Genomic DNA, 18,158 nt, shown 5'->3' with positions numbered 1-18,158 from the left:
TATGACCGTGGGCGTACTTCGCCTTTGCCTGGAGGTCGTCATGGGTGTCGGGGTCAGCATCTTCTTCCTCACGCTCGGCGCCATCCTGAAGTTCGCCATCGAGCCGGACGTGTTCGGCCAGAGCGTGCACATGGACATCATCGGCGTCATCTTCATGATCGTCGGGGGCGTCGGCGTCGTGCTCAGCATCGTGCTCGCGCCCCGGCGCGGGCGCACCTCCGACGCCCGGCTGATGCACCGCGAGAACCACCCGCCGGAGCTCTAGAGGGCTCTAGAGGCTGAGCTGCACGGCGGCGCGCGTCGCCAGGATCGGCTTGATGTACTGCGCGATCACGGCCTGGTGGCGGGGATGGTCGCGGTAGATCACGAAGTCGTCCACGCTGTCGAGGTCGGCGACCACGGCGAACTCGTGGTTGCCCTCGGTGATGCCGGCGTCGGGACCCACCGTGTACGCCCGTAGCTGCGGGATCTCGCCCGGCAGCTTGCGCAGCTCGGTCGCGACCGCGGCCTTCTGCTCGTCGGTGGCGTCGTCGGCCCAGGTGAACAGCACAATGTGACGGATCATGCGCCAACCCTATCGACACCCACCCTTCTCCGGAGTTATTCTCATATCGAGATTGACTCAGATTGAGAAGGACGTACGCATGGACGAGTTCCTGGCCGGCTACAACCCCCGGCTGTACGCGCCGGTCGCGGTCACCGTCGACGTGGTGGCGCTGACCATCCGCGACCGGCGGCTGCACGTCCTGATCGTCGAGCGCGGCGTGGAGCCGTACGCGGGCCGGTGGGCGCTGCCCGGCGGCTTCGTCAGGCCGGACGAGGACCTGCCCGAGGCGGCGGTGCGCGAGCTGGCCGAGGAGACCGGCGTGTCCACCAGGCCGGCGCACATCGAGCAGCTCGCCAGCTACGGCGGCCCCGGCCGCGACCCCCGCATGCGGGTGGTGTCGATCTCCTACCTCGCCTTCGCCCCCGACCTGCCCGACCCCGAGGCCGGCACGGACGCGGCCGCCGCCGTGTGGCACCCGGTCGACGACGTGCCGCCGCTCGCCTTCGACCACGCCCGCATCCTGGCCGACGGCGTCGAGCGGGCCCGGTCGAAGCTGGAGTACACGCCGCTGGCCACGGCCTTCGCCGGCCCCGAGTTCACCGTCTCCGAGCTGCGGCTGATCTACGAGACCGTGTGGGGCACGCCGCTGCACGCGGGCAACTTCCACCGCAAGATCCTGTCCGTCCCCGGGTTCGTCGAGAGCACCGGCCAGACCACCGAGACCGGCGGCCCCAGGGGCGGGCCGCGCGCCAAGCTCTACCGCGCGGGCGACGCCCGGCTGCTCCACCCCGCGCTGCTGCGGCCCGCGCGGGAGGAGGAGGTGCGATGAACACGGCGGAGGCGGCGGCGATCGTCGCCGGGGCGCGATCGGCCCAGGAGCTGTTCGCGGGCGGCTCTCCGGCCCGCGTCTACCGGCGGCTGGCCCGGGCGTTGCACCCCGACCTCGCGCCGGGCGGCGAGGAGGCGTTCAAGCGGCTGGTCGCGCTCTGGGAGACCTACCACCGGGGGCAGCGGGTCGGCGACTTCCTGGTCGGGCCGCCGCTGCACAAGGGCGGCACCGCCGTGCTCTACCCGGCCGGGCGCGGCGCCGGGCGCGACTCGCTGCTCAAGGTGGCCCGCGACCCGGCCGCCGGCCGGCTGCTGGTCCGCGAGGCCGCCGCGCTGCGGAAGCTCGCCTCGGACGGCGACCCGCGCCTCCTGCCGTACGTCCCCCGCCTGGTCGAGAGCTTCCGCTACCGGAGCGGCGAGGTGGTCCGGCAGGCGAACGTGCTCAGCCGGGCGCCCGACGGGTTCGTCACCCTCGAACGCGTCGGCACCGGCCGCGACCCCCGCGACGTGGCCTGGATCTGGCGGCGGCTGCTCGTGGCCGCCGGGTTCGCCCACCGGGCCGGCGTCGCGCACGGCGCCGTGCTCCCCCGCCACGTCCTCGTCCATCCCCTTGACCACGGGCTCGTGCTGGTCGACTGGTGTCACGGCGACCGGCTCGACGAGCGCGCCGACATCACCGCCCTGACCAGGTGCGTCGAGCGCCTGCTGGGCGAGTGCCCGCGCCGGATGCGCGCCTTCGTCCGCGGCTGCCTGCTGCGCCCGCCGTCCGACGCGTGGGAGCTGCTGCGCGAGCTCGACGACCTGCTCGACGACCTGTACGGACCCCGCACGTACCGTCCGCTCCACCTTTGAGGGAGGCTGCCATGGGCAGCGGAATCTGGTCAACGAACGTCTACGACTCCGCCGCGCGCTACCGCGCGGCCACCGGCTCCAGCGCCTTCGCCTACAGCGACGGCGGAGCCCGGCAGGTCCACCCCGACCTCGACCCCTTCGGCGTGACGCGGGAGAGCCGCGACTCGGCCGAGCATCCCGACTCGCTGGCCATCGCCGTGCTCTTCGACGTGACCGGCTCGATGCGCGCGGTCCCCCGCGGGCTGCAGACCCGGCTGCCCGACCTGCTCGGGCTGCTGCTGCGCAAGGGGTACGCCACCGACCCGCAGATCATGTTCGGCGCGATCGGCGACGCCACCTGCGACCGGGCGCCGCTGCAGGTCGGCCAGTTCGAGTCCGACAACCGCATGGACGACCAGCTCGGCCTGATCCTGCTGGAGGGCGGGGGCGGCGGCCAGAAGCGCGAGTCCTACGAGCTGGCCATGTACTTCATGGCCAGGCACACCTCCATCGACTGCCACGAGAAGCGCGGCAGGCGCGGCTACCTGTTCGTCATCGGCGACGAGATGCCCTACCCGCGGGTGTCCAGGAACCAGGTCGAGGACCTCGTCGGCGACCGCCTGACCGCGCCCCTCGGGGTGGCCGACATCGTCGGCGAGCTGACCCGCAAGTACGACGTCTACTTCATCCTCCCCCAGGGGGCCAGCTACGCCGGCGACCCCGAGGTGCTGGACGCCTGGCGCGACCTGCTCGGCCAGAACGTGCTGGAGCTGGACGACCTCGACGCCGTGTCCGAGACGATCGCGCTCACCGTCGGGCTCGGCGAGGACGCGATCGGCCTGGACGAGGGCCTTGAGGACCTGGCCGAGCTGGGCTCGACGGCCGGCGCGTCCGTGTCGCGGGCCCTGGCCAGGCTCGACCGCGGCACGGTGGTCACCGCCGAGCCGCTCGACGGGCTCCGGCCGTGAACGAACACCTCGTCGTCGTCGACCTCGGGTACGGCGACGCCGGCAAGGGCACGGTCGTGGACTGGGCGTGCGCCACGCTGCCCGTCCACGCCGTGGTCCGGTTCAACGGGGGCGCGCAGGCGGGGCACAACGTCGTCCTGGACGACGGGCGGCATCACACGTTCGCGCAGTTCGGCGCGGGGACGTTCCGAGGGGTTCGTACGCATCTGTCGAGCTTCGTGGTGGTCGATCCGCTGGCCCTGTCGGCCGAGGCGGAGCATCTGGCGCGGCTCGGCGTGCCCGACCCCTTCGGGCTGCTCACGGTGGACCGGGACTGCCTGCTGGCGACGCCGTACCACGTGGCGGCCGGGAGGAGGCGGGAGCTGGCGCGGGGGGCCGCGCGGCACGGGTCGTGCGGGATGGGCGTCGGGGAGGTGATGGCGTACCGGCTGGAGCACGGCGCGCTGGCGCCCCGGGCGGGCGACTCGCCGCGTGAGCTGACGCGGAAGCTGACCGTGCTGCGGGAGGCGCTGGGGGGCGAGGGGCCTGCGGTGGCCGACTGCGTGGCCGTCTACCGGGCGTTCGCCGAGCGGGTGCGGCTGGTGGACTCGTCGTACACGGCCGGGCTGGTCAGTCGGGGGCCGGTCGTGTTCGAGGGGGCGCAGGGGGTGCTGCTGGACGAGCGGTGGGGGTTCGACCCGTACACGACGTGGAGCACGACGACCTTCGCCAACGCGCTGGAGCTGCTGGAGGGGGCGGGGGCGGCGCGGCTGGGGGTGCTGCGGACGTACACCACCCGGCACGGCCCCGGCCCGCTGGTGACCGAGGACCCCGCGCTGACGCTGCCCGAACCGCACAACCCGGCCGGACCGTGGCAGGGAGCCTTCCGGCTCGGGCACTTCGACGCGGTCGCCCACCGGTACGCGGCCGAGGCGGCGGGCGGCGTGGACGGCCTCGCCCTCACCCACCTGGACGCGGACGTCTCGCGCATGTGCGTGCGCTACGACCGGCCCGTCACGTTCGCCGAGCCGGACCGCACGTCCCGGCTGCTGCGGGCCGCCCCCGTGTACGAGGAGGGTGTATCAGACTGGCCCGCGGCGGTCTCTCATGTCGTGGGCGCGCCCGTGTGGCTGGAGTCGTACGGCCCCCGCGCGAGTGACAAGAAGGCGCCCTGGCCGAGCCTGCGGTGACCACCGGGGAGAGGGGTCCTCCCGGCGGTCACCGCCTGGCTCTAACCCCAGGCGAGCATGCGGAGCGGGTCCTCCAGCATGGCGCCGACGTCGCGCAGGAACATCGAGCCCAGCTCGCCGTCGACGATCCGGTGGTCGAAGCTGAGCGCGAGCGTGGTCACCTTGCGCACGGCCAGCTCGCCGTCGACCACCCACGGCATGTCCCTGACCTGGCCGAAGGCCAGAATGGCCGACTCGCCCCGGTTGAGGATGGGAGTGCCGGCGTCGACGCCGAACACGCCCACGTTGGTGATCGTGATCGTGCCGCCCGACATCTCGGCCGGCTGGGTGCGGCCCGCCCTGGCCGTCTCCGCCAACGCGCCCAGTTGCCTGGCCAGCTCGGGGAGGGAGAGGGCGTGGGCGTCCTTGACGTTGGGCACCACGAGGCCGCGCGGGGTGGCGGCGGCGATGCCCAGGTTCACGTAGTGCTTGACCACGATCTCCTGAGCCGCCTCGTCCCACGACGAGTTGATCATCGGGTAGCGCCTGACCCCGGTGAGCAGGGCCCGGCAGACCAGCAGGAGCGGGGAGACCTTGACCTCGGCGAAGTCGGGCAGGGCACGCAGGCGCCTGACCGCCTCCATGGTCTCCGTCACGTCCACCTGGAGGAACTCGGTGACGTGGGGGGCCGTGAACGCGCTGGCCACCATGGCCTGGGCGGTCATCTTGCGCACGCCCTTGACGGGGACGCGCTCCTCCCGCTGCTGGGGCTGAGCCTGCCGGACGGGCTCGGGCGCCGCGTGGGGGCCGCCCTCGGCGGCGGCGTGCACGTCGTCGCGGGTGATGGACCCCTGGGGGCCGGTGCCGGTGAGCGTGGCGAGGTCGACGCCCAGGTCCTTGGCCAGCTTGCGGACCGGCGGCTTGGCCAGCACGGCCACGCGGCCCGGACCGACGGGCGCGACGACGGGCGGGGGCCCGGCCGGCTCGACCGGGCGGGCCGTCGGGGCCGGGCCGGGGACCTCCACGCGGGCCGGATTGGCCACGGGCGCGGCCGCGATCGGCTCCGCCGGCTGCTTGCGGGGACGGCGCTTGGAGGCGCCGGTCTTGACGCCGTAGCCCACCAGGACCGCCTGCCGCTCCTCCTTGGGCGCGGGGCTGCCGTGGGCGCCGGGCTCGACCGCGCCCTCCTCCGGCGGCTTGGGCACCATGTCGTCGGCCAGCGCCTTGAGCCCCTGGTCGCCGCCGCCTCCCTCACCGGCCACCTCGCCGCCGCCGGTGTCCACGGAGACGATCGGCGTGCCGACGTCGACCGTGACGCCCTCCTCGACCAGCACCCCCGAGACCACGCCGTCCCAGGGGATCGGCAGCTCGACGATGGACTTGGCGGTCTCGATCTCCACCACGATCTGGTTGACCTTGACCTCGTCGCCCGGCCGCACGTGCCAGCGGACGATCTCGGCCTCGGTCAGCCCCTCCCCGACGTCGGGGAGCTTGAACTCGCGTCGCATGGAAGCACGTCCCCCTTTCAGAACCCGAAGGCGCGGTCGACGGCGTCGAGCACCCTGTCCAGGTCGGGCAGGTAGTGCTCTTCGAGCTTCGACGGCGGATAGGGGGTGGAGAAGCCGCCGACCCTCAGGACGGGCGACTCCAGATGGTAGAAGCACCGCTCGGTGATCCGGGCCGCCAGCTCGGCGCCGAACCCGCTGTAGACGGGGGCCTCGTGGACCACGACCGCCCGTCCGGTCCGGCGTACGGACTCCATGACCAGCGGCTCGTCCAGCGGGTTGAGCGAGCGCAGGTCGATCACCTCCAGCGAGCGGCCGTCGTCCTCGGCGGCCGTGGCGGCCTCCAGGCACGTCTTGACCATCGGGCCGTAGGCCAGCAGCGTGACGTCGGACCCCGGCCGGACGACCCTGGCCTTGTCGAACGGCGTCCACCAGTCGGTCGAGGCCGTGTCGATGTCGGCCTTCTCCCAGTAGCGGCGCTTGGGCTCGAAGAAGATGACCGGGTCATCGCTCCGGATGGCCTGCTGGATCATGGTGTAGGCGTCGGCCGGGTTGGAGCAGGCCACCACGCGCAGGCCGGCCGTGTGCGTGAAGTACGCCTCGGGCGACTCGCTGTGGTGCTCGACCGCGCCGATGCCGCCGCCGCACGGGATGCGGACGACGACGGGCAGCTTGATCGCGCCGAGCGAGCGCATCGGCATCTTGGCGAGCTGCGTGATGATCTGGTCGGCCGCCGGGAAGACGAACCCGTCGAACTGGATCTCGCACACCGGCCGGTAGCCGCGCAGCGCCAGGCCGATCGCGGTGCCGATGATGCCGGACTCGGCGAGCGGCGTGTCGATCACGCGGTCCTCGCCGAAGTCCTTCTGCAGGCCGTCGGTGACGCGGAAGACGCCGCCGAGCTTGCCGACGTCCTCGCCCATGATGAGGACCTTGGGGTCGTCCTCCATGGCCCGGCGCATGCCCTCGTTAAGCGCCTTGGACAGGCTCAACACCGTCATTTCTCGAAGCCCTCCAAGTAGGCGGCGAACTGCGCGCGCTCCCCGTCGATGAGCGCGTGGGGCTCGCGATAGACGTGGTCGAAGATATCGAGCGGCTCGGGGTCGGGCATCGCCAGGCACCGCCTGCGCAGGTCGGCGCCGAGCTGGTCGGCCTCCGCGGTGACGGAGTCGAAGAACGCCTGGTCGGCCAGCTCGTTGCGGAACAGGTACGCCTTGACCCGCTCGATCGGGTCCTTCAGCTTCCACGCCTCCAGCTCGCTGGCCACCCGGTAGCGGGTCGGGTCGTCGGTCGTGGTGTGGGCGCCCATCCGGTACGTGAACGCCTCGATCAGCGTCGGCCCCTGGCCCGTACGGGCGGCGTCGAGCGCCTTCCTGGTCACCGCGAGGCAGGCGAACACGTCGTTGCCGTCGACCCTGACGCCCGGGAAGCCGAAGCCCGAGGCCCGGCGGTAGAGCGGGATGCGGCTCTGCTTCTCCAGCGGCTCGGAGATGGCCCACTGGTTGTTCTGGCAGAAGAAGACGATCGGCGCGTTGAACACGCTCGCCCAGATGAACGACTCGTTCACGTCGCCCTGGCTGGTGGCGCCGTCGCCGAAGTAGGCGATCGTGGCGGCGGAGGCGTCGTCGCGCTGGATGCCCATCGCGTAGCCGACCGCGTGCAGGGTCTGGCTGCCGATCACGATCGTGTACAGGTGGAAGTTGTGCTCCTCGGGGTCCCAGCCCCCGTGGTTGACGCCCCTGAACAGGCCCAGCAGCTTCACCGGGTCGACGTCGCGGCACCAGGCGACGCCGTGCTCGCGGTAGGTGGGGAAGGCCATGTCGGTGTCGGTGAGCGCGCGGCCCGAGCCGATCTGGGCGGCCTCCTGGCCGAGCAGCGAGGCCCAGATGCCCAGCTCGCCCTGCCGCTGGAGCGCCACGGCCTCCAGGTCGATGCGCCGGACGAGCACCAGGTCGCGGTAGAGCGACCTGACCTCTTCGGGCGTCAGGTCTATGTCGTAGTCGGGGTGCTCGACCCGTACTCCTTCGGGGGTGAGCAACTGCACGAGCTCAGGGGGTGCTTCGGCACCACGAGAGGCGTCGACTGTCACGTGCCGCTCCTGTGCGATCGGGGCCGGTGTCGATGGGGTCGCCACCTGAGGCCAGCCGTGGGTGCGTGCGAACCATGTGGTGGTGGTTCGTACGCGTTTGGGGACATCGTGGCAGACGTCACAGCCCTCCGCGCAAGCCCCATGTCCTCCCCGTTCCCGTTGTGTCGACGGGCATGCACGCCGGTAGGCTTGCTTTCCCAAGCACCCACTCCACCCAGGAGGAACGCAGTGGCGCGCGTCATCGTAGACGTCATGCTGAAGCCCGAGATCCTCGACCCGCAGGGCCAGGCCATCGCCAGGGCGCTGCCCAGGCTCGGTTTCGCCGGCGTCTCGGCCGTCCGTCAGGGCAAGCGGTTCGAGGTCGAGCTGGAGGGCCCGGCCGACGAGGCGGCTCTCGACGAGGTACGGAAGATGGCCGAGACACTGCTGGCCAACACCGTGATTGAGGACTACAGCGTCCGAGTTGAGGGGTAGAAGGCACATTTGATGCCTGGTTTTACCCCTGGTGGGTTAAAGTCGCGTTCGGGCATGCCACAATGCCACGGGCGTGCCAACACTAAATAACAACAACGTGATTTTGCGGTTAGCCCCGATTTCACAGGGAAACCTACTCCAGGTGACATTCCGGAGCCCGGAGGAGTCCGGTGGATATTGAGTTCTCGTTGGCGCTGCCTCGGGATGCGATCGGCATACCGATGGTCAGGCGGGTGCTTGGCGATGCGATGCGTTCACTCAACGTGAGCGAGACCTGCATCGCCGACATGCTGCTCGCCGTCTCCGAGGCGTGCTCCAACGCGGTGCGACACGGCGGCCCGGCCAATCGTTACGAGGTCTCTGCGTCGATCGGCTACGGCCGCTGCGACGTGCGTGTCGCCGACAGCGGCGACGGCCTCCCGTCGATGCCGCTGCACTTTCCTCCGCCCGACACCGAGAACGGCCGCGGCCTGCTGATCATGCGGTCCGTGGTGGACGAGATCTCCTTCGGCACCACCCCGGGCCGCGGCACGACGGTCCACCTGCGCAAGATGCTCGCCTGGGACGACGAGGCCGAGGGCGCCCGTCACCGCGAGCTGGCCGCTGTCTGAGCGCTGTCCGACCGCGGTCCGACCCGCTGCCCGGAACACAGCCGCGCACCCGATAATCTGAGTACACCGCCGTAGACCGCCGTCCGCCCCTAAGAGACGGTGGCACGCGCGTGCGCATTCCTCGGAGGGGACGACTGTCATGAGCGCTGCCCGTGTGGGCGTAGTCACGTTTCCAGGAACTCTCGACGACCAGGACGCCGCCAGAGCCGTGCGCCTCGTGGGCGCGCAGGCGGTCCCGCTGTGGCACGCCGACCACGACCTGAAGGGAGTCGACGCCGTCTTCCTGCCCGGCGGCTTCTCCTACGGCGACTACCTGCGCTGCGGCGCGATCTCCAGGTTCGCCCCGCTGATGGACGAGCTCATCCCGGCCGCCAAGGCCGGCCTGCCGGTGATCGGCACGTGCAACGGCTTCCAGATCCTCTGCGAGGCCCACCTGCTGCCCGGCGCGCTCACCCGCAACGCCTCGCTCCACTACGTCTGCCGCGACCAGCGGCTCACGGTCGAGCAGCCCGCCACCGCCTGGACCGGCTCCTTCGAGCAGGGCCAGGAGATCGTGCTGCCGGTCAAGCACGGCGAGGGCCGCTACGTCGCCTCCGAGGAGACGCTGGCCGCGCTGGAGTCCGGCGGCCACGTCGTCGTGCGCTACGCCGGGGGCAACCCCAACGGCTCGCTCAACGACATCGCCGGCATCCGCAACGAGGCGGGCAACGTGGTCGGCCTCATGCCGCACCCCGAGCACGCCGTGGAGGAGCTGGTCGGGGCGCCGAGCACCGACGGGCTCGGCTTCTTCACGTCCATCCTGAAGAATCTGGTGAACGCATGAGCACCGACAACGTCAAGCGGGCCGCCGAGACCCCCGACGAGCCGATGCCCTTCGCCGAGCTGGGCATGAAGCAGGACGAGTACGACCGGGTCAAAGAGATCCTGGGCCGCCGTCCCACCGGGTCCGAGCTGGCCATCTACAGCGTCATGTGGTCCGAGCACTGCTCGTACAAGTCGTCCAAGGTGCATCTGAGGCAGTTCGCCACCAAGGCGCCCAAGTCCGAGGCGCTGCTCGTGGGCATGGGCGAGAACGCGGGCGTCGTCGACATCGGCGACGGCTGGGCGGCCACGTTCAAGATCGAGTCGCACAACCACCCGTCCTACGTCGAGCCTCACCAGGGCGCGGCCACCGGCGTCGGCGGGATCGTGCGCGACATCATGTCGATGGGCGCCCGCCCGATCGCCGTCATGGACGCGCTGCGCTTCGGCGGCGCCGACGCCGTGGACACCCGGCGGGTGCTGCCCGGCGTGGTCGAGGGCATCAGCCACTACGGCAACTGCCTGGGCCTGCCCAACATCGGCGGCGAGGTCGTCTTCGACCCCTGCTACATCGGCAACCCGCTGGTCAACGCGCTCTGCGTCGGCCTGCTGCGCAAGGACCAGATCAAGCTGGCCACCGCGCCCGGCCCGGGCAACCAGGTCGTGCTGTTCGGCGCGTCCACGGGCCCCGACGGCATCGGCGGCGCGTCCGTGCTGGCCTCGGCGACGTTCGAGGACGAGTCGCAGGCCAAGCGGCCCGCCGTGCAGGTGGGCGACCCGTTCATGGAGAAGCTGCTCATCGAGTGCTGCCTGGAGCTCTACGCGGCCGACGTCGTCGTCGGCATCCAGGACCTCGGCGCGGCCGGCGTCTCCTGCGCCACCACCGAGCTGGCCGCCAAGGGCACCGGCGGCATGAAGGTCGACCTCAACCTGGTCCCGCTCCGCGACCCCTCGCTCAGGCCCGAGGAGATCCTGATGAGCGAGTCCCAGGAGCGGATGATGGCCGTGGTCCGGCCCGACGACATCCCCGCGTTCCTGGCGATCTGCGCCAAGTGGGACGTCCCGGCCACCGTCATCGGCGAGGTCACCGACACCGGTCGCCTGATCATGACGTGGGACGGCGAGGTCATCGTCGACATCCCGCCGGGCACCGCCGCCGACGACGGCCCGGTCTACGAGCGTCCCTTCCACGAGCCGTCCGGGCAGGGCGCGCTCAACTCCGACACCCCCGACCGGCTGGCCCGTCCCGACGACCTGCGGGCCACCCTGCTGCAGCTCCTCGGCTCGCCCAACCTGGCCTCCAAGGAGTGGGTGACCTCCCAGTACGACCGGTACGTCCGTGCCAACACCGTGCTGGCCCAGCCCGCCGACGCGGGGATGCTGCGCATCTCCGAGGTCATGGCCGGGGCCGAGCCGACCACCCGGGGCATCGCCCTGTCCACCGACGGCAACGGGCGTTACGCCAAGCTCGACCCCTACGCGGGGGCGCAGCTCGCGCTGGCCGAGGCGTACCGGAACGTGGCCGTGACCGGCGCCAAGCCGCTGGCCGTCACCAACTGCCTCAACTTCGGCTCGCCCGAGGACCCCGAGGTCATGTGGCAGTTCGCCGAGGCCGTACGCGGGCTCGCCGACGCCTGCCGCACCCTCGGCGTGCCGGTGACCGGCGGGAACGTCTCCTTCTACAACCAGACCGGCTCGACCGCCATCAACCCCACGCCGGTCGTGGGCGTGCTCGGCGTCATCGACGACGTGGCCAAGCGGGTGCCGTCCGGGTTCACCGCCGAGGGGCTGCGGGTCGTGCTGCTCGGTGACACCGGCGAGGAGTTCGGCGGCTCGGAGTGGGCCCACGTCGCCCACCGCCACCTGGGCGGCCTGCCGCCGAACGCGGACCTGGAGGCCGAGCAGGCGCTGGCGACCGTGCTGGTCGAGGCGGCGGCGCGCGGGCTGCTGGAGGGGTCGCACGACCTGTCCGACGGCGGCCTGGCCGTGGCGCTGGCCGAGTCGTGCCTGGCGCGCGGCGTCGGGGCCACGGTGGCGCTGAGCGGCGAGCCGTTCACCGACCTGTTCAGCGAGTCGGCCGCGCGGGCCCTGGTCGTGGTGCGGCCGGAGGCGTTCGACGAGTTCGCGGCGCTGTGCGGGCGGCACGAGGTGCCGTGTTACGGGCTCGGGGTCACCGGCGGGGAGTCGCTGGTGGTCGAGGGCGTGTTCGAGGTGGGGATCGAGGAGATCCGCGAGACCCACTCGGCGACGCTGCCCGCGCTGTTCGGCTGAGATCCAACGAGAAGGGCCGGTGCGGGGTGATCCCGCACCGGCCCTTTCAGCGTTGTCAGACCTTCTTGATGCAGACGACGTAGACCTTGCCGAAGACGCTGGTGCCGTTGTTGCCGCCACCGTGGGTCTGCGTGTCGGCGGTGAGGTTGTTGCCGCCGCCGTTGTCGTCCTTGGCGACGGTCACCGTCCAGCCGCTGGCGCCGGGGAAGCTGCCCATGACTTCGGCGTTCTTCAGGGTGCTGAAGGAGAAGCCGCCGCCGGTCGGGGTGCCGCCCTTGTCACAGGTGGCAGTCGCCGAGCCGAGGCCGCTGATGGTCGCGTCGTTGGTGTAGGTGCCGTAGGCGGCGCCGCCGCCGTCCTTGCCGGGCTCACCCTTGGGGCCCTGCGAGCCGGTGTCGCCCTTGGGGCCCTGCGAGCCGGTGTCACCCTTGGGGCCCTCGGGGCCGCGCGGACCCGTGTCGCCCTTCGGCCCCTTTTCGCCCTGCTTGCCGTCCTGGCCGTTCTGACCGTTCTGGCCGTTCTTGCCGTCGTCGCCCTTGGGGCCCTGGGGACCGGTGTCGCCCTTGGGGCCCTGCGGGCCGTCCTGGCCGTTCTTGCCGGGGAGGCCCTGCTTGCCCTGGGGGCCCACCGGGCCGGTCTCGCCCTTCGGGCCCTGGGGGCCCTGCGGGCCGGCGACGCCTTGCTTGCCCTGCGGGCCCGTGTCGCCCTTGGGGCCGGAGGTGGCGCCGTTCAGCTCCGTCGTGCTGCCGCCGATCACGACGCGCTCTTCGGTCTTCCGGCACGGCGTGGTCGGGTTGACGATGCGGACGTACCGCGTCTTCTTGTGCACGCAGGCGTAGACCTCGCTCGCCGCCGACGAGGCGGTGGCCACGCCACCGACGGCGAGGAGCGAGGCGGCGAGCGCTCCGACAGTGGCGAGGGTGAGCGTACGCCCACCGCGAACCTTGATAGCCACGGCTTTCCTTCCAAGGGACAAGTGATGCTCAGGTTGTGCATGAGATTCACGTTTCGACCGTTCCAAAGGTTGGCAAGAACTACATAACGTGTATGTCACGAAACGGAGAGTTACTGACCAGATTGACCGACTGTCGCGGTGCCAGTGGGTAAAAGGACGCATTGGCGGCGGCGATCCCGCGTGGATAATCGGGTCTGTGCCCAGCCCCTACCTGCCGCCGGCCACGCAGCCCGTCCGAGGCGTGGTCTGGGGCATCCACCTCGTTCTCCCCCTGTTGGGGCTCTGGTTGCTGCTCGCGCAGCAGCACCTCAACGTCGTCTGGCAGCACAACGCGAGCCACTTCTGGATGATCCTCGCGGTGGCCGGGATCAACGTGGCGCTCGGCGGCCTGATCACCGAGGCCGCGCGCCGCCGTCAGGACGCCCGGCTGTTCCTGGTGTCCATGGTGTTCCTCAGCAGCGCGGGCTTCTTCCTGCTGCACGGCCTGGCCACGCCCGGCGTCATCCTGCCGACCGGCTCGCTGGGCTTCGACCTGGGCCAGCAGGTGGGGCTCACGATCGCGTCGATGTTCGCGTTCGCCTCGGCCCTGCCGCTGGGCGAGCGGGCGGCCAGGGCCGTCCTTGACGCGCAGCACTTCGTCCGGGCGATGTTGTTCGGCTTCCTGCTGCTGTGGGGGCTGGTCTCGCTGGTGCCCGAGCTGACCGCGCTCAGCGATCCGCCCCTGGTCGCGCCGGTGAGCTGGCTGGGCCTGGCGTCCGTCCCCGGCGTCCTGCTGTACGGCGCGGCCGGCGTGATGATGTTCCTGCTCCACCGCCGCCGCCCCTCGGCCATGCTGGTCAGCCTGATCACCGCGTACGCGCTGCTGGCCGAGGCGATGGTCGCCGGGATGTCGCAGCTCAACTGGCACCTGTCGTGGTGGGAGTGGCACGTGCTGCTCACCCTCGCCTTCGTGTTCGTGGCCTACAGCGCCTACCTGCAGTTCAGGCGCGAGGGGTCGAGCGCCGGCCTGTTCGACTCGGTGACGCTGGCGGCGACGGTCGCGCGCCTCCAGCAGGACTACGACCAGGCGCTGGAGGAGCTGGTCGAGCACGTACGAAGGGGCGAGCCGCTGGCCGCGACCCGGCTGTCGGGCAAGTTCCGGCTGAACGAGAGCCAGGCCGCCGTGCTCGACCGGGCCGGGGAGGCGCTGGCCCACGAGCGGGAGCTGTCGGAGCGGCTGGCCGCGCTGGTGGCGGTGAGCGCGCAGACCCGCGTGGGCCTGCCGGAGGGCGAGCTGCTGACCACCGCGCTCGACCGGGTCAGGCAGGCGTACGGCGACGTCAAGATCGCGCTGGTGTCGGAGGGCCGGACGCAGATCGGCTCCCGCGCGTACGAGTTCGAGGGCGACGGGCCGATCCGCCGCGACCACCGGCTGGCCTACCCGCTCACGGTCAGGGGCCACCTGGCCGGCGTGCTGGAGGTGCCGGTGGGCCGCACCGGCCAGGACGAGGCGCTGGCCGCCACCCTGGCCGGCCAGCTGTCCGTCTCGCTGGAGAACGCCCGCCTCTACCAGGAGCTGGACACCCTCTTCCGCCAGTACATGTCGCCCGACGTGGCCAACGCCCTACTCGCCGACCCCGGACGGGCGGCGCTCGGCGGCGAGCTGAAGGAGCTGACCGCACTCTTCGCCGACCTCAAGGGCTTCACCTCCTTCTCCGAGCAGGTCACGCCCGGCGAGATCGTCGAGATGCTCAACCGCTACCACACGGCCGCCGTGCCCTGCGTGCTGAACAACGGCGGCACGATCGTGCAGTTCGTCGGCGACGCGATGCTGGCCCTGTTCAACGCGCCGGCCACGCAGGCGGGGCATGCCAGGGCGGCCTGCCGGGCCGCGCTGGAGATGCAGCGGGCCGCGGCCGAGGTGGCCGAGGAGATGGCCTGGAAACGCGCGGACGACGTGGAGTGGCCGACCTTCCGGGTGGGCGTCAACACCGGTCCCGCGCTGGTCGGCAACATCGGCAGCCCCGAGTTACGCGGCTTCAACGCGATGGGCGACTGCGTCAACGTGGCCGCCAGGTTGCAGGCCCTGGCCGAGCCGGGGACGGTGGTGATCGGCGAGACGACGCTGCGGCAACTCGGCCGGGACGTCTCGGTGGACGCCCTGGGACGGCTCACCCTGAAGGGCAAGGAAGAACCCGTGGCCGCGTACGTTCTGACTGGAATGCCATAGAACGGCAATGGCCGTCCGTACATAATCGGCGCATGACTCCAGAGCCCGGCGAATTTCTTTCCATGCTCACCGCCGAGGAGATCGACACCCTGCGAGCCGCCGGGCGCCCGCGGCAGTGGGATCGCGGCACGACGGTGATCGGCGAGGGCGACTCGGCCGACTGGGTGGTCGTGCTGACGCGGGGCCGGGTCAAGGTGTCCTCGCACACGAGCAGCGGCACCGAGGTGGTCCTGGCGGTACGCGGCCCCGGGGCGCTGCTGGGCGACATGTCGGCCGTGGACGGCTCGCCGCGCTCGGCCACCGTCACCGCGCTGGAGCCCGTCCAGGGCATCGTGATCGGCGACTTCAGCGGCTTCCTGGCCGCGCACGGCCGCATCGCCGTCCTGCTCCTGCAGCTCGTCGTCGGCCGGCTGCGCGACGCGGACCGCAAGCGCGTCGAGTACGGCGCGTTCGACACCACCGGCCGGGTGGCGACCCGGCTGCTCGAACTGGCCGACCGGTACGGCGAGCCGACCACCGCCGGCGTGCGCGTGGCCCTTCCGCTCAGCCAGGACGAGCTGGCCGGCTGGACCGGCTCCTCCCGCGAGGCGGTCAGCAAGGCGCTGCGCAGCCTGCGCGACCGCGGGCTCATCGAGACGGGCAGGCGGCGGGTGGTCATCCACGACGTCGAGGGGTTACGCAGGCGAGCCAGATAACCCCTGCCACAAAACGGACGTACGACGTACGTCATAGTGGGAGGCATGGTCGCGGTCACCCCCGAAACCGGCACCTCCATGCGTTACGCGTGGCGCGTCTGCTCGGTCACCAGCCTGGGCCTCGTCCTCATCGGCATCGCGGGCAGCACGCTCAACGTCGCGCTGCCGACCGTGGTGCGGCACTTCCACGCCGACGCGACGCAGTCGGGATGGATCCTGCTGGCGTTCCTGCTGGTCAACACCGCGAGCCTGGTGTTCTTCGGCCGGGTCGCCGACCTGCTCGGCAGGCGCGAGGTGTATCTGGCGGGGTTCGCCCTGTTCACCGCGGCCTCGCTGCTGGCCGGACTGTCACCGGACGTCTGGTTCCTGGTCGGCATGCGCGTGGTGCAGGCGATCGGCTCGGCGATGATCCTGGCCAACGGCACGGTGATCATCACCGACGCGTTCCCGCCCGAACGGCTCAGCCAGGGCATGGGCGTCTACATCGGCACGCTGTCGGTGGCCCAGCTCGCCGGTCCGACGCTCGGCGGCCTGATCGCCGAGACCGCGGGCTGGCAGTGGATCTTCTGGGTGAACGTGCCCGCCGGGCTGGTCGCGCTCGGCTGGGGTGCGGTGATCTTACGCAAGATGCCCCGGAGGCCGAAGCAGCCGGTGGACGCGCTCGGCAACGTGCTGGTGTTCGCCGCGCTGTCGGCGGTGCTGCTGGCGGTCAACGAGGCCGGGTCGGGTGGCCTGACCAGCCCGGTCGTCCTGACCGGGGCGGCGCTGTTCGTGCTGCTGCTGCCGCTGATCGTGCTGGCCGAGCGGCGTTCGGCGAACCCGGTGCTGGACCTGCGGCTGTTCGGCGGCCGGCTGCTGGCCTATGCGAACCTGGCCTCCTTCTGCAACGCGCTCGCCCGTTCGGCGCTGATCCTGGTGGTCGCGCTCTACTTCCAGGCGGCGCGCGGGCTCGACGCGTTCTCGGCCGGGCTGAGCGTGCTGCCGGTGCCGGTGGGCATCGGGCTGGCCTCGCCGATCGCGGGCCTGCTCGGGCCCCGGGTCTCGCCGTACGGGCTGTCGATCGGCGGCGCGGCGATGAGCGCGCTCGGGCTCGGCACGCTGATGCTCACGGCCGACCCGGCGACGCCGTACTGGGTGACCGGGCTCGCCCTGTTCGTGGCAGGGTGCGGCAGCGGGACGTTCCTGACCGGCAACACCACCCAGGTCATGGCCGCCCTGCCCACCGGCAGCCTGGGCGTGGTCAACGGCTTCCGCGTCATGATCATGAACGTCGGCATCGTGATCAGCGTCGGCCTGTCGCTCAGCGTCGTGACCAGCTCCGTCGGCCCGGCGCTGCGCGCCCAGGTGTACGCGGGCACGCTGTCCACGCTCTCCCCGGTGGCCGTCGGGCAGCTCATGGACGGCTTCCAGCGCGCGTACGCGGTGCTGTTCGCCGTGGCGCTGGCCGGCGCGCTGCTGGCCGCGCTCGCCAGGTCTCAGAGGGCTCCGGCGAGCCTGGACTCCACGTCGCGGTAGCGGGAGACCGGGATGAGGTGCACGCCGTCGAACGCGCCGGACTCGCGCAGCGCGAGCACCTGCTCGCAGGCCGCCTCGACGCCCGCCATGCGGTCGGCGGCCACCCGTTCGACCAGCTCGGCGGGCAGGGCGATGTCGGGGATGGCGGCGGCCAGCGTACGGGCGTGGCGCTCGCTGGCCAGCACCATGACGCCGGCGTAGACCGGCACGTCGATCGGATTGGCCTCGCGCCAGCGCACCTGCGCCTCGACCGAGAAGCTGACCTGTGAGAACAGGAAGTCGGCCGCGCGCTTCCAGTCGGGCAGCGGGCGCAACCCGGCCGCCGCGCCGACGCGGACGGCCGCCGAGAAGCCCCTGGCCTCCTCGATCATCGAGCGGACCGTCAGGTCGCCGGTACGGCTGCCGCCGGCGGGCTTGTCGCCGTGGACGAACAGGAACTGGTCGACGCCGTACGCCGCGGCCGTCAGCAGGTCGCGGTGGAAGCCGAGCAGGTTGCGGTCGCGGGAGTTCAGGCAGGCGATGCTGCGCCCGCCCATCGCCTCGACCTCGTGGGCCACGGCCACGCTCGACACGGTGGCCCGGCCGATGTGGTTGTCGGGGATGAGGAAGGAATGGGCGACCTGGCTGAGCGTGCCGATCTGGTGGCGTACGCGCTTCAGGTCGGGCTTGGTGGGAGGTTCGATCTCGCAGACCAGCTCGAAGGGCATGATC

18 protein-coding genes are annotated in these 18,158 nt (G+C 71.6%); 12 read left to right on the top strand and 6 right to left on the bottom strand.

Annotated elements, in window-relative coordinates; all coding sequences use genetic code 11:
• Positions 1–40: 40 nt before the first annotated feature.
• A complete protein-coding gene (locus ABZ815_RS45750) occupies positions 41–265 on the top strand; it encodes a hypothetical protein (protein ID WP_357708082.1) in 225 nt (74 codons plus the stop codon).
• Positions 266–271: 6 nt separating this feature from the next.
• Here the strand turns inward: ABZ815_RS45750 and ABZ815_RS45745 are convergent, their stop codons facing one another.
• A complete protein-coding gene (locus tag ABZ815_RS45745) occupies positions 272–565 on the bottom strand; it encodes a Dabb family protein (protein ID WP_357708081.1) in 294 nt (97 codons plus the stop codon).
• Positions 566–644: 79 nt separating this feature from the next.
• On the opposite strand from ABZ815_RS45745, the gene ABZ815_RS45740 reads away from it, so the two are divergent.
• The 4 genes from ABZ815_RS45740 to ABZ815_RS45725 are packed head-to-tail and all read left to right on the top strand — an operon-like array spanning position 645 to position 4,343.
• Positions 645–1,376: an NUDIX hydrolase gene (locus tag ABZ815_RS45740; protein WP_357708105.1), complete on the top strand. Its 732-nt coding sequence runs from the start codon at positions 645–647 to the stop codon at positions 1,374–1,376.
• The gene (locus ABZ815_RS45735) at positions 1,373–2,227 is read left to right on the top strand and encodes a molecular chaperone DnaJ (RefSeq protein ID WP_357708079.1); all 855 of its coding nucleotides are present in this window, start codon (positions 1,373–1,375) and stop codon (positions 2,225–2,227) included. The genes ABZ815_RS45740 and ABZ815_RS45735 overlap by 4 nt, the downstream gene beginning before the upstream one ends.
• Positions 2,228–2,238: 11 nt before the next feature.
• Complete coding sequence (locus ABZ815_RS45730; protein WP_357708077.1) at positions 2,239–3,174, top strand: hypothetical protein; 936 nt, start codon at positions 2,239–2,241, stop codon at positions 3,172–3,174.
• Positions 3,171–4,343 carry an adenylosuccinate synthetase gene (locus tag ABZ815_RS45725; protein WP_357708076.1) on the top strand — a complete coding sequence of 391 codons (1,173 nt, stop codon included), beginning with the start codon at positions 3,171–3,173 and terminating at the stop codon, positions 4,341–4,343. The genes ABZ815_RS45730 and ABZ815_RS45725 overlap by 4 nt, the downstream gene beginning before the upstream one ends.
• Positions 4,344–4,384: 41 nt before the next feature.
• On the opposite strand, the gene ABZ815_RS45720 is transcribed toward ABZ815_RS45725, so the two are convergent.
• The 3 genes from ABZ815_RS45720 to pdhA are packed head-to-tail and all read right to left on the bottom strand — an operon-like array spanning position 4,385 to position 7,916.
• The gene (locus ABZ815_RS45720; RefSeq protein WP_357708075.1) at positions 4,385–5,830 is read right to left on the bottom strand and encodes a dihydrolipoamide acetyltransferase family protein; all 1,446 of its coding nucleotides are present in this window, start codon (positions 5,828–5,830) and stop codon (positions 4,385–4,387) included.
• A 17-nt stretch (positions 5,831–5,847) separates the two neighbouring features.
• Positions 5,848–6,828, bottom strand: coding sequence for an alpha-ketoacid dehydrogenase subunit beta (locus ABZ815_RS45715; RefSeq protein WP_357708074.1), 981 nt, complete (start codon positions 6,826–6,828; stop codon positions 5,848–5,850).
• Positions 6,825–7,916: a pyruvate dehydrogenase (acetyl-transferring) E1 component subunit alpha gene (pdhA, locus tag ABZ815_RS45710; RefSeq protein WP_357708073.1), complete on the bottom strand. Its 1,092-nt coding sequence runs from the start codon at positions 7,914–7,916 to the stop codon at positions 6,825–6,827. Before pdhA ends, ABZ815_RS45715 begins: the two co-directional genes overlap by 4 nt.
• 228 nt (positions 7,917–8,144) lie before the next feature.
• Here pdhA and purS point away from each other — a divergent pair, with 228 nt between their 5' ends.
• From purS to purL, 4 genes are all read left to right on the top strand, one after another.
• Complete coding sequence (purS, locus tag ABZ815_RS45705; protein WP_357708072.1) at positions 8,145–8,390, top strand: phosphoribosylformylglycinamidine synthase subunit PurS; 246 nt, start codon at positions 8,145–8,147, stop codon at positions 8,388–8,390.
• A gap of 221 nt (positions 8,391–8,611) precedes the next feature.
• Positions 8,612–9,001: an ATP-binding protein gene (locus ABZ815_RS45700; protein WP_352320494.1), complete on the top strand. Its 390-nt coding sequence runs from the start codon at positions 8,612–8,614 to the stop codon at positions 8,999–9,001.
• Between the two features lie 139 nt (positions 9,002–9,140).
• On the top strand, positions 9,141–9,824 hold the full coding sequence (gene purQ, locus ABZ815_RS45695) for a phosphoribosylformylglycinamidine synthase subunit PurQ (protein WP_357708071.1): 684 nt from the start codon (positions 9,141–9,143) through the stop codon (positions 9,822–9,824).
• On the top strand, positions 9,821–12,073 hold the full coding sequence (gene purL, locus ABZ815_RS45690) for a phosphoribosylformylglycinamidine synthase subunit PurL (RefSeq protein ID WP_357708069.1): 2,253 nt from the start codon (positions 9,821–9,823) through the stop codon (positions 12,071–12,073). Before purQ ends, purL begins: the two co-directional genes overlap by 4 nt.
• Before the next feature lie 55 nt (positions 12,074–12,128).
• On the opposite strand, the gene ABZ815_RS45685 is transcribed toward purL, so the two are convergent.
• On the bottom strand, positions 12,129–13,028 hold the full coding sequence (locus ABZ815_RS45685; RefSeq protein ID WP_357708068.1) for a hypothetical protein: 900 nt from the start codon (positions 13,026–13,028) through the stop codon (positions 12,129–12,131).
• Positions 13,029–13,224: 196 nt separating this feature from the next.
• On the opposite strand from ABZ815_RS45685, the gene ABZ815_RS45680 reads away from it, so the two are divergent.
• Genes ABZ815_RS45680 through ABZ815_RS45670 form a run of 3 tightly spaced genes read left to right on the top strand, consistent with a single transcriptional unit; the run spans position 13,225 to position 17,447 of the window.
• Positions 13,225–15,237 carry an adenylate/guanylate cyclase domain-containing protein gene (locus ABZ815_RS45680; RefSeq protein WP_357708067.1) on the top strand — a complete coding sequence of 671 codons (2,013 nt, stop codon included), beginning with the start codon at positions 13,225–13,227 and terminating at the stop codon, positions 15,235–15,237.
• A 32-nt stretch (positions 15,238–15,269) separates the two neighbouring features.
• Positions 15,270–15,932 (top strand): Crp/Fnr family transcriptional regulator, encoded by a 663-nt coding sequence (locus ABZ815_RS45675; RefSeq protein ID WP_357708066.1) that lies wholly within the window; start codon positions 15,270–15,272, stop codon positions 15,930–15,932.
• Positions 15,933–15,977: 45 nt separating this feature from the next.
• Positions 15,978–17,447: an MFS transporter gene (locus tag ABZ815_RS45670; protein WP_357708064.1), complete on the top strand. Its 1,470-nt coding sequence runs from the start codon at positions 15,978–15,980 to the stop codon at positions 17,445–17,447.
• Here the strand turns inward: ABZ815_RS45670 and ABZ815_RS45665 are convergent.
• Positions 17,408–18,154, bottom strand: a complete 747-nt coding sequence (locus ABZ815_RS45665) for a methylenetetrahydrofolate reductase (RefSeq protein WP_357708063.1) — start codon at positions 18,152–18,154, stop codon at positions 17,408–17,410. The two genes, ABZ815_RS45670 and ABZ815_RS45665, sit on opposite strands and share 40 nt — an antisense overlap.
• Positions 18,155–18,158 lie beyond the last annotated feature (4 nt).

Origin of the sequence: Nonomuraea sp. NPDC047529, assembly GCF_040642995.1 — a bacterium.
Lineage (GTDB): Bacteria > Actinomycetota > Actinomycetes > Streptosporangiales > Streptosporangiaceae > Nonomuraea.
This window is presented reverse-complemented; position numbering and strand designations above follow the sequence as displayed.

Bases quoted from the DNA above. Each gene is read 5' to 3' on its own strand.
- ABZ815_RS45750 (WP_357708082.1), top strand. From the start codon at position 41: ATGGGTGTCGGGGTCAGCATCTTCTTCCTCACGCTCGGCGCCATCCTG.
- ABZ815_RS45745 (WP_357708081.1), bottom strand. From the start codon at position 565: ATGATCCGTCACATTGTGCTGTTCACCTGGGCCGACGACGCCACCGAC.
- ABZ815_RS45740 (WP_357708105.1), top strand. From the start codon at position 645: ATGGACGAGTTCCTGGCCGGCTACAACCCCCGGCTGTACGCGCCGGTC.
- ABZ815_RS45735 (WP_357708079.1), top strand. From the start codon at position 1,373: ATGAACACGGCGGAGGCGGCGGCGATCGTCGCCGGGGCGCGATCGGCC.
- ABZ815_RS45730 (WP_357708077.1), top strand. From the start codon at position 2,239: ATGGGCAGCGGAATCTGGTCAACGAACGTCTACGACTCCGCCGCGCGC.
- ABZ815_RS45720 (WP_357708075.1), bottom strand. From the start codon at position 5,830: ATGCGACGCGAGTTCAAGCTCCCCGACGTCGGGGAGGGGCTGACCGAG.
- ABZ815_RS45715 (WP_357708074.1), bottom strand. From the start codon at position 6,828: ATGACGGTGTTGAGCCTGTCCAAGGCGCTTAACGAGGGCATGCGCCGG.
- ABZ815_RS45700 (WP_352320494.1), top strand. From the start codon at position 8,612: ATGGTCAGGCGGGTGCTTGGCGATGCGATGCGTTCACTCAACGTGAGC.
- purQ (WP_357708071.1), top strand. From the start codon at position 9,141: ATGAGCGCTGCCCGTGTGGGCGTAGTCACGTTTCCAGGAACTCTCGAC.
- purL (WP_357708069.1), top strand. From the start codon at position 9,821: ATGAGCACCGACAACGTCAAGCGGGCCGCCGAGACCCCCGACGAGCCG.
- ABZ815_RS45675 (WP_357708066.1), top strand. From the start codon at position 15,270: ATGACTCCAGAGCCCGGCGAATTTCTTTCCATGCTCACCGCCGAGGAG.
- ABZ815_RS45670 (WP_357708064.1), top strand. From the start codon at position 15,978: ATGGTCGCGGTCACCCCCGAAACCGGCACCTCCATGCGTTACGCGTGG.
- ABZ815_RS45665 (WP_357708063.1), bottom strand. From the start codon at position 18,154: ATGCCCTTCGAGCTGGTCTGCGAGATCGAACCTCCCACCAAGCCCGAC.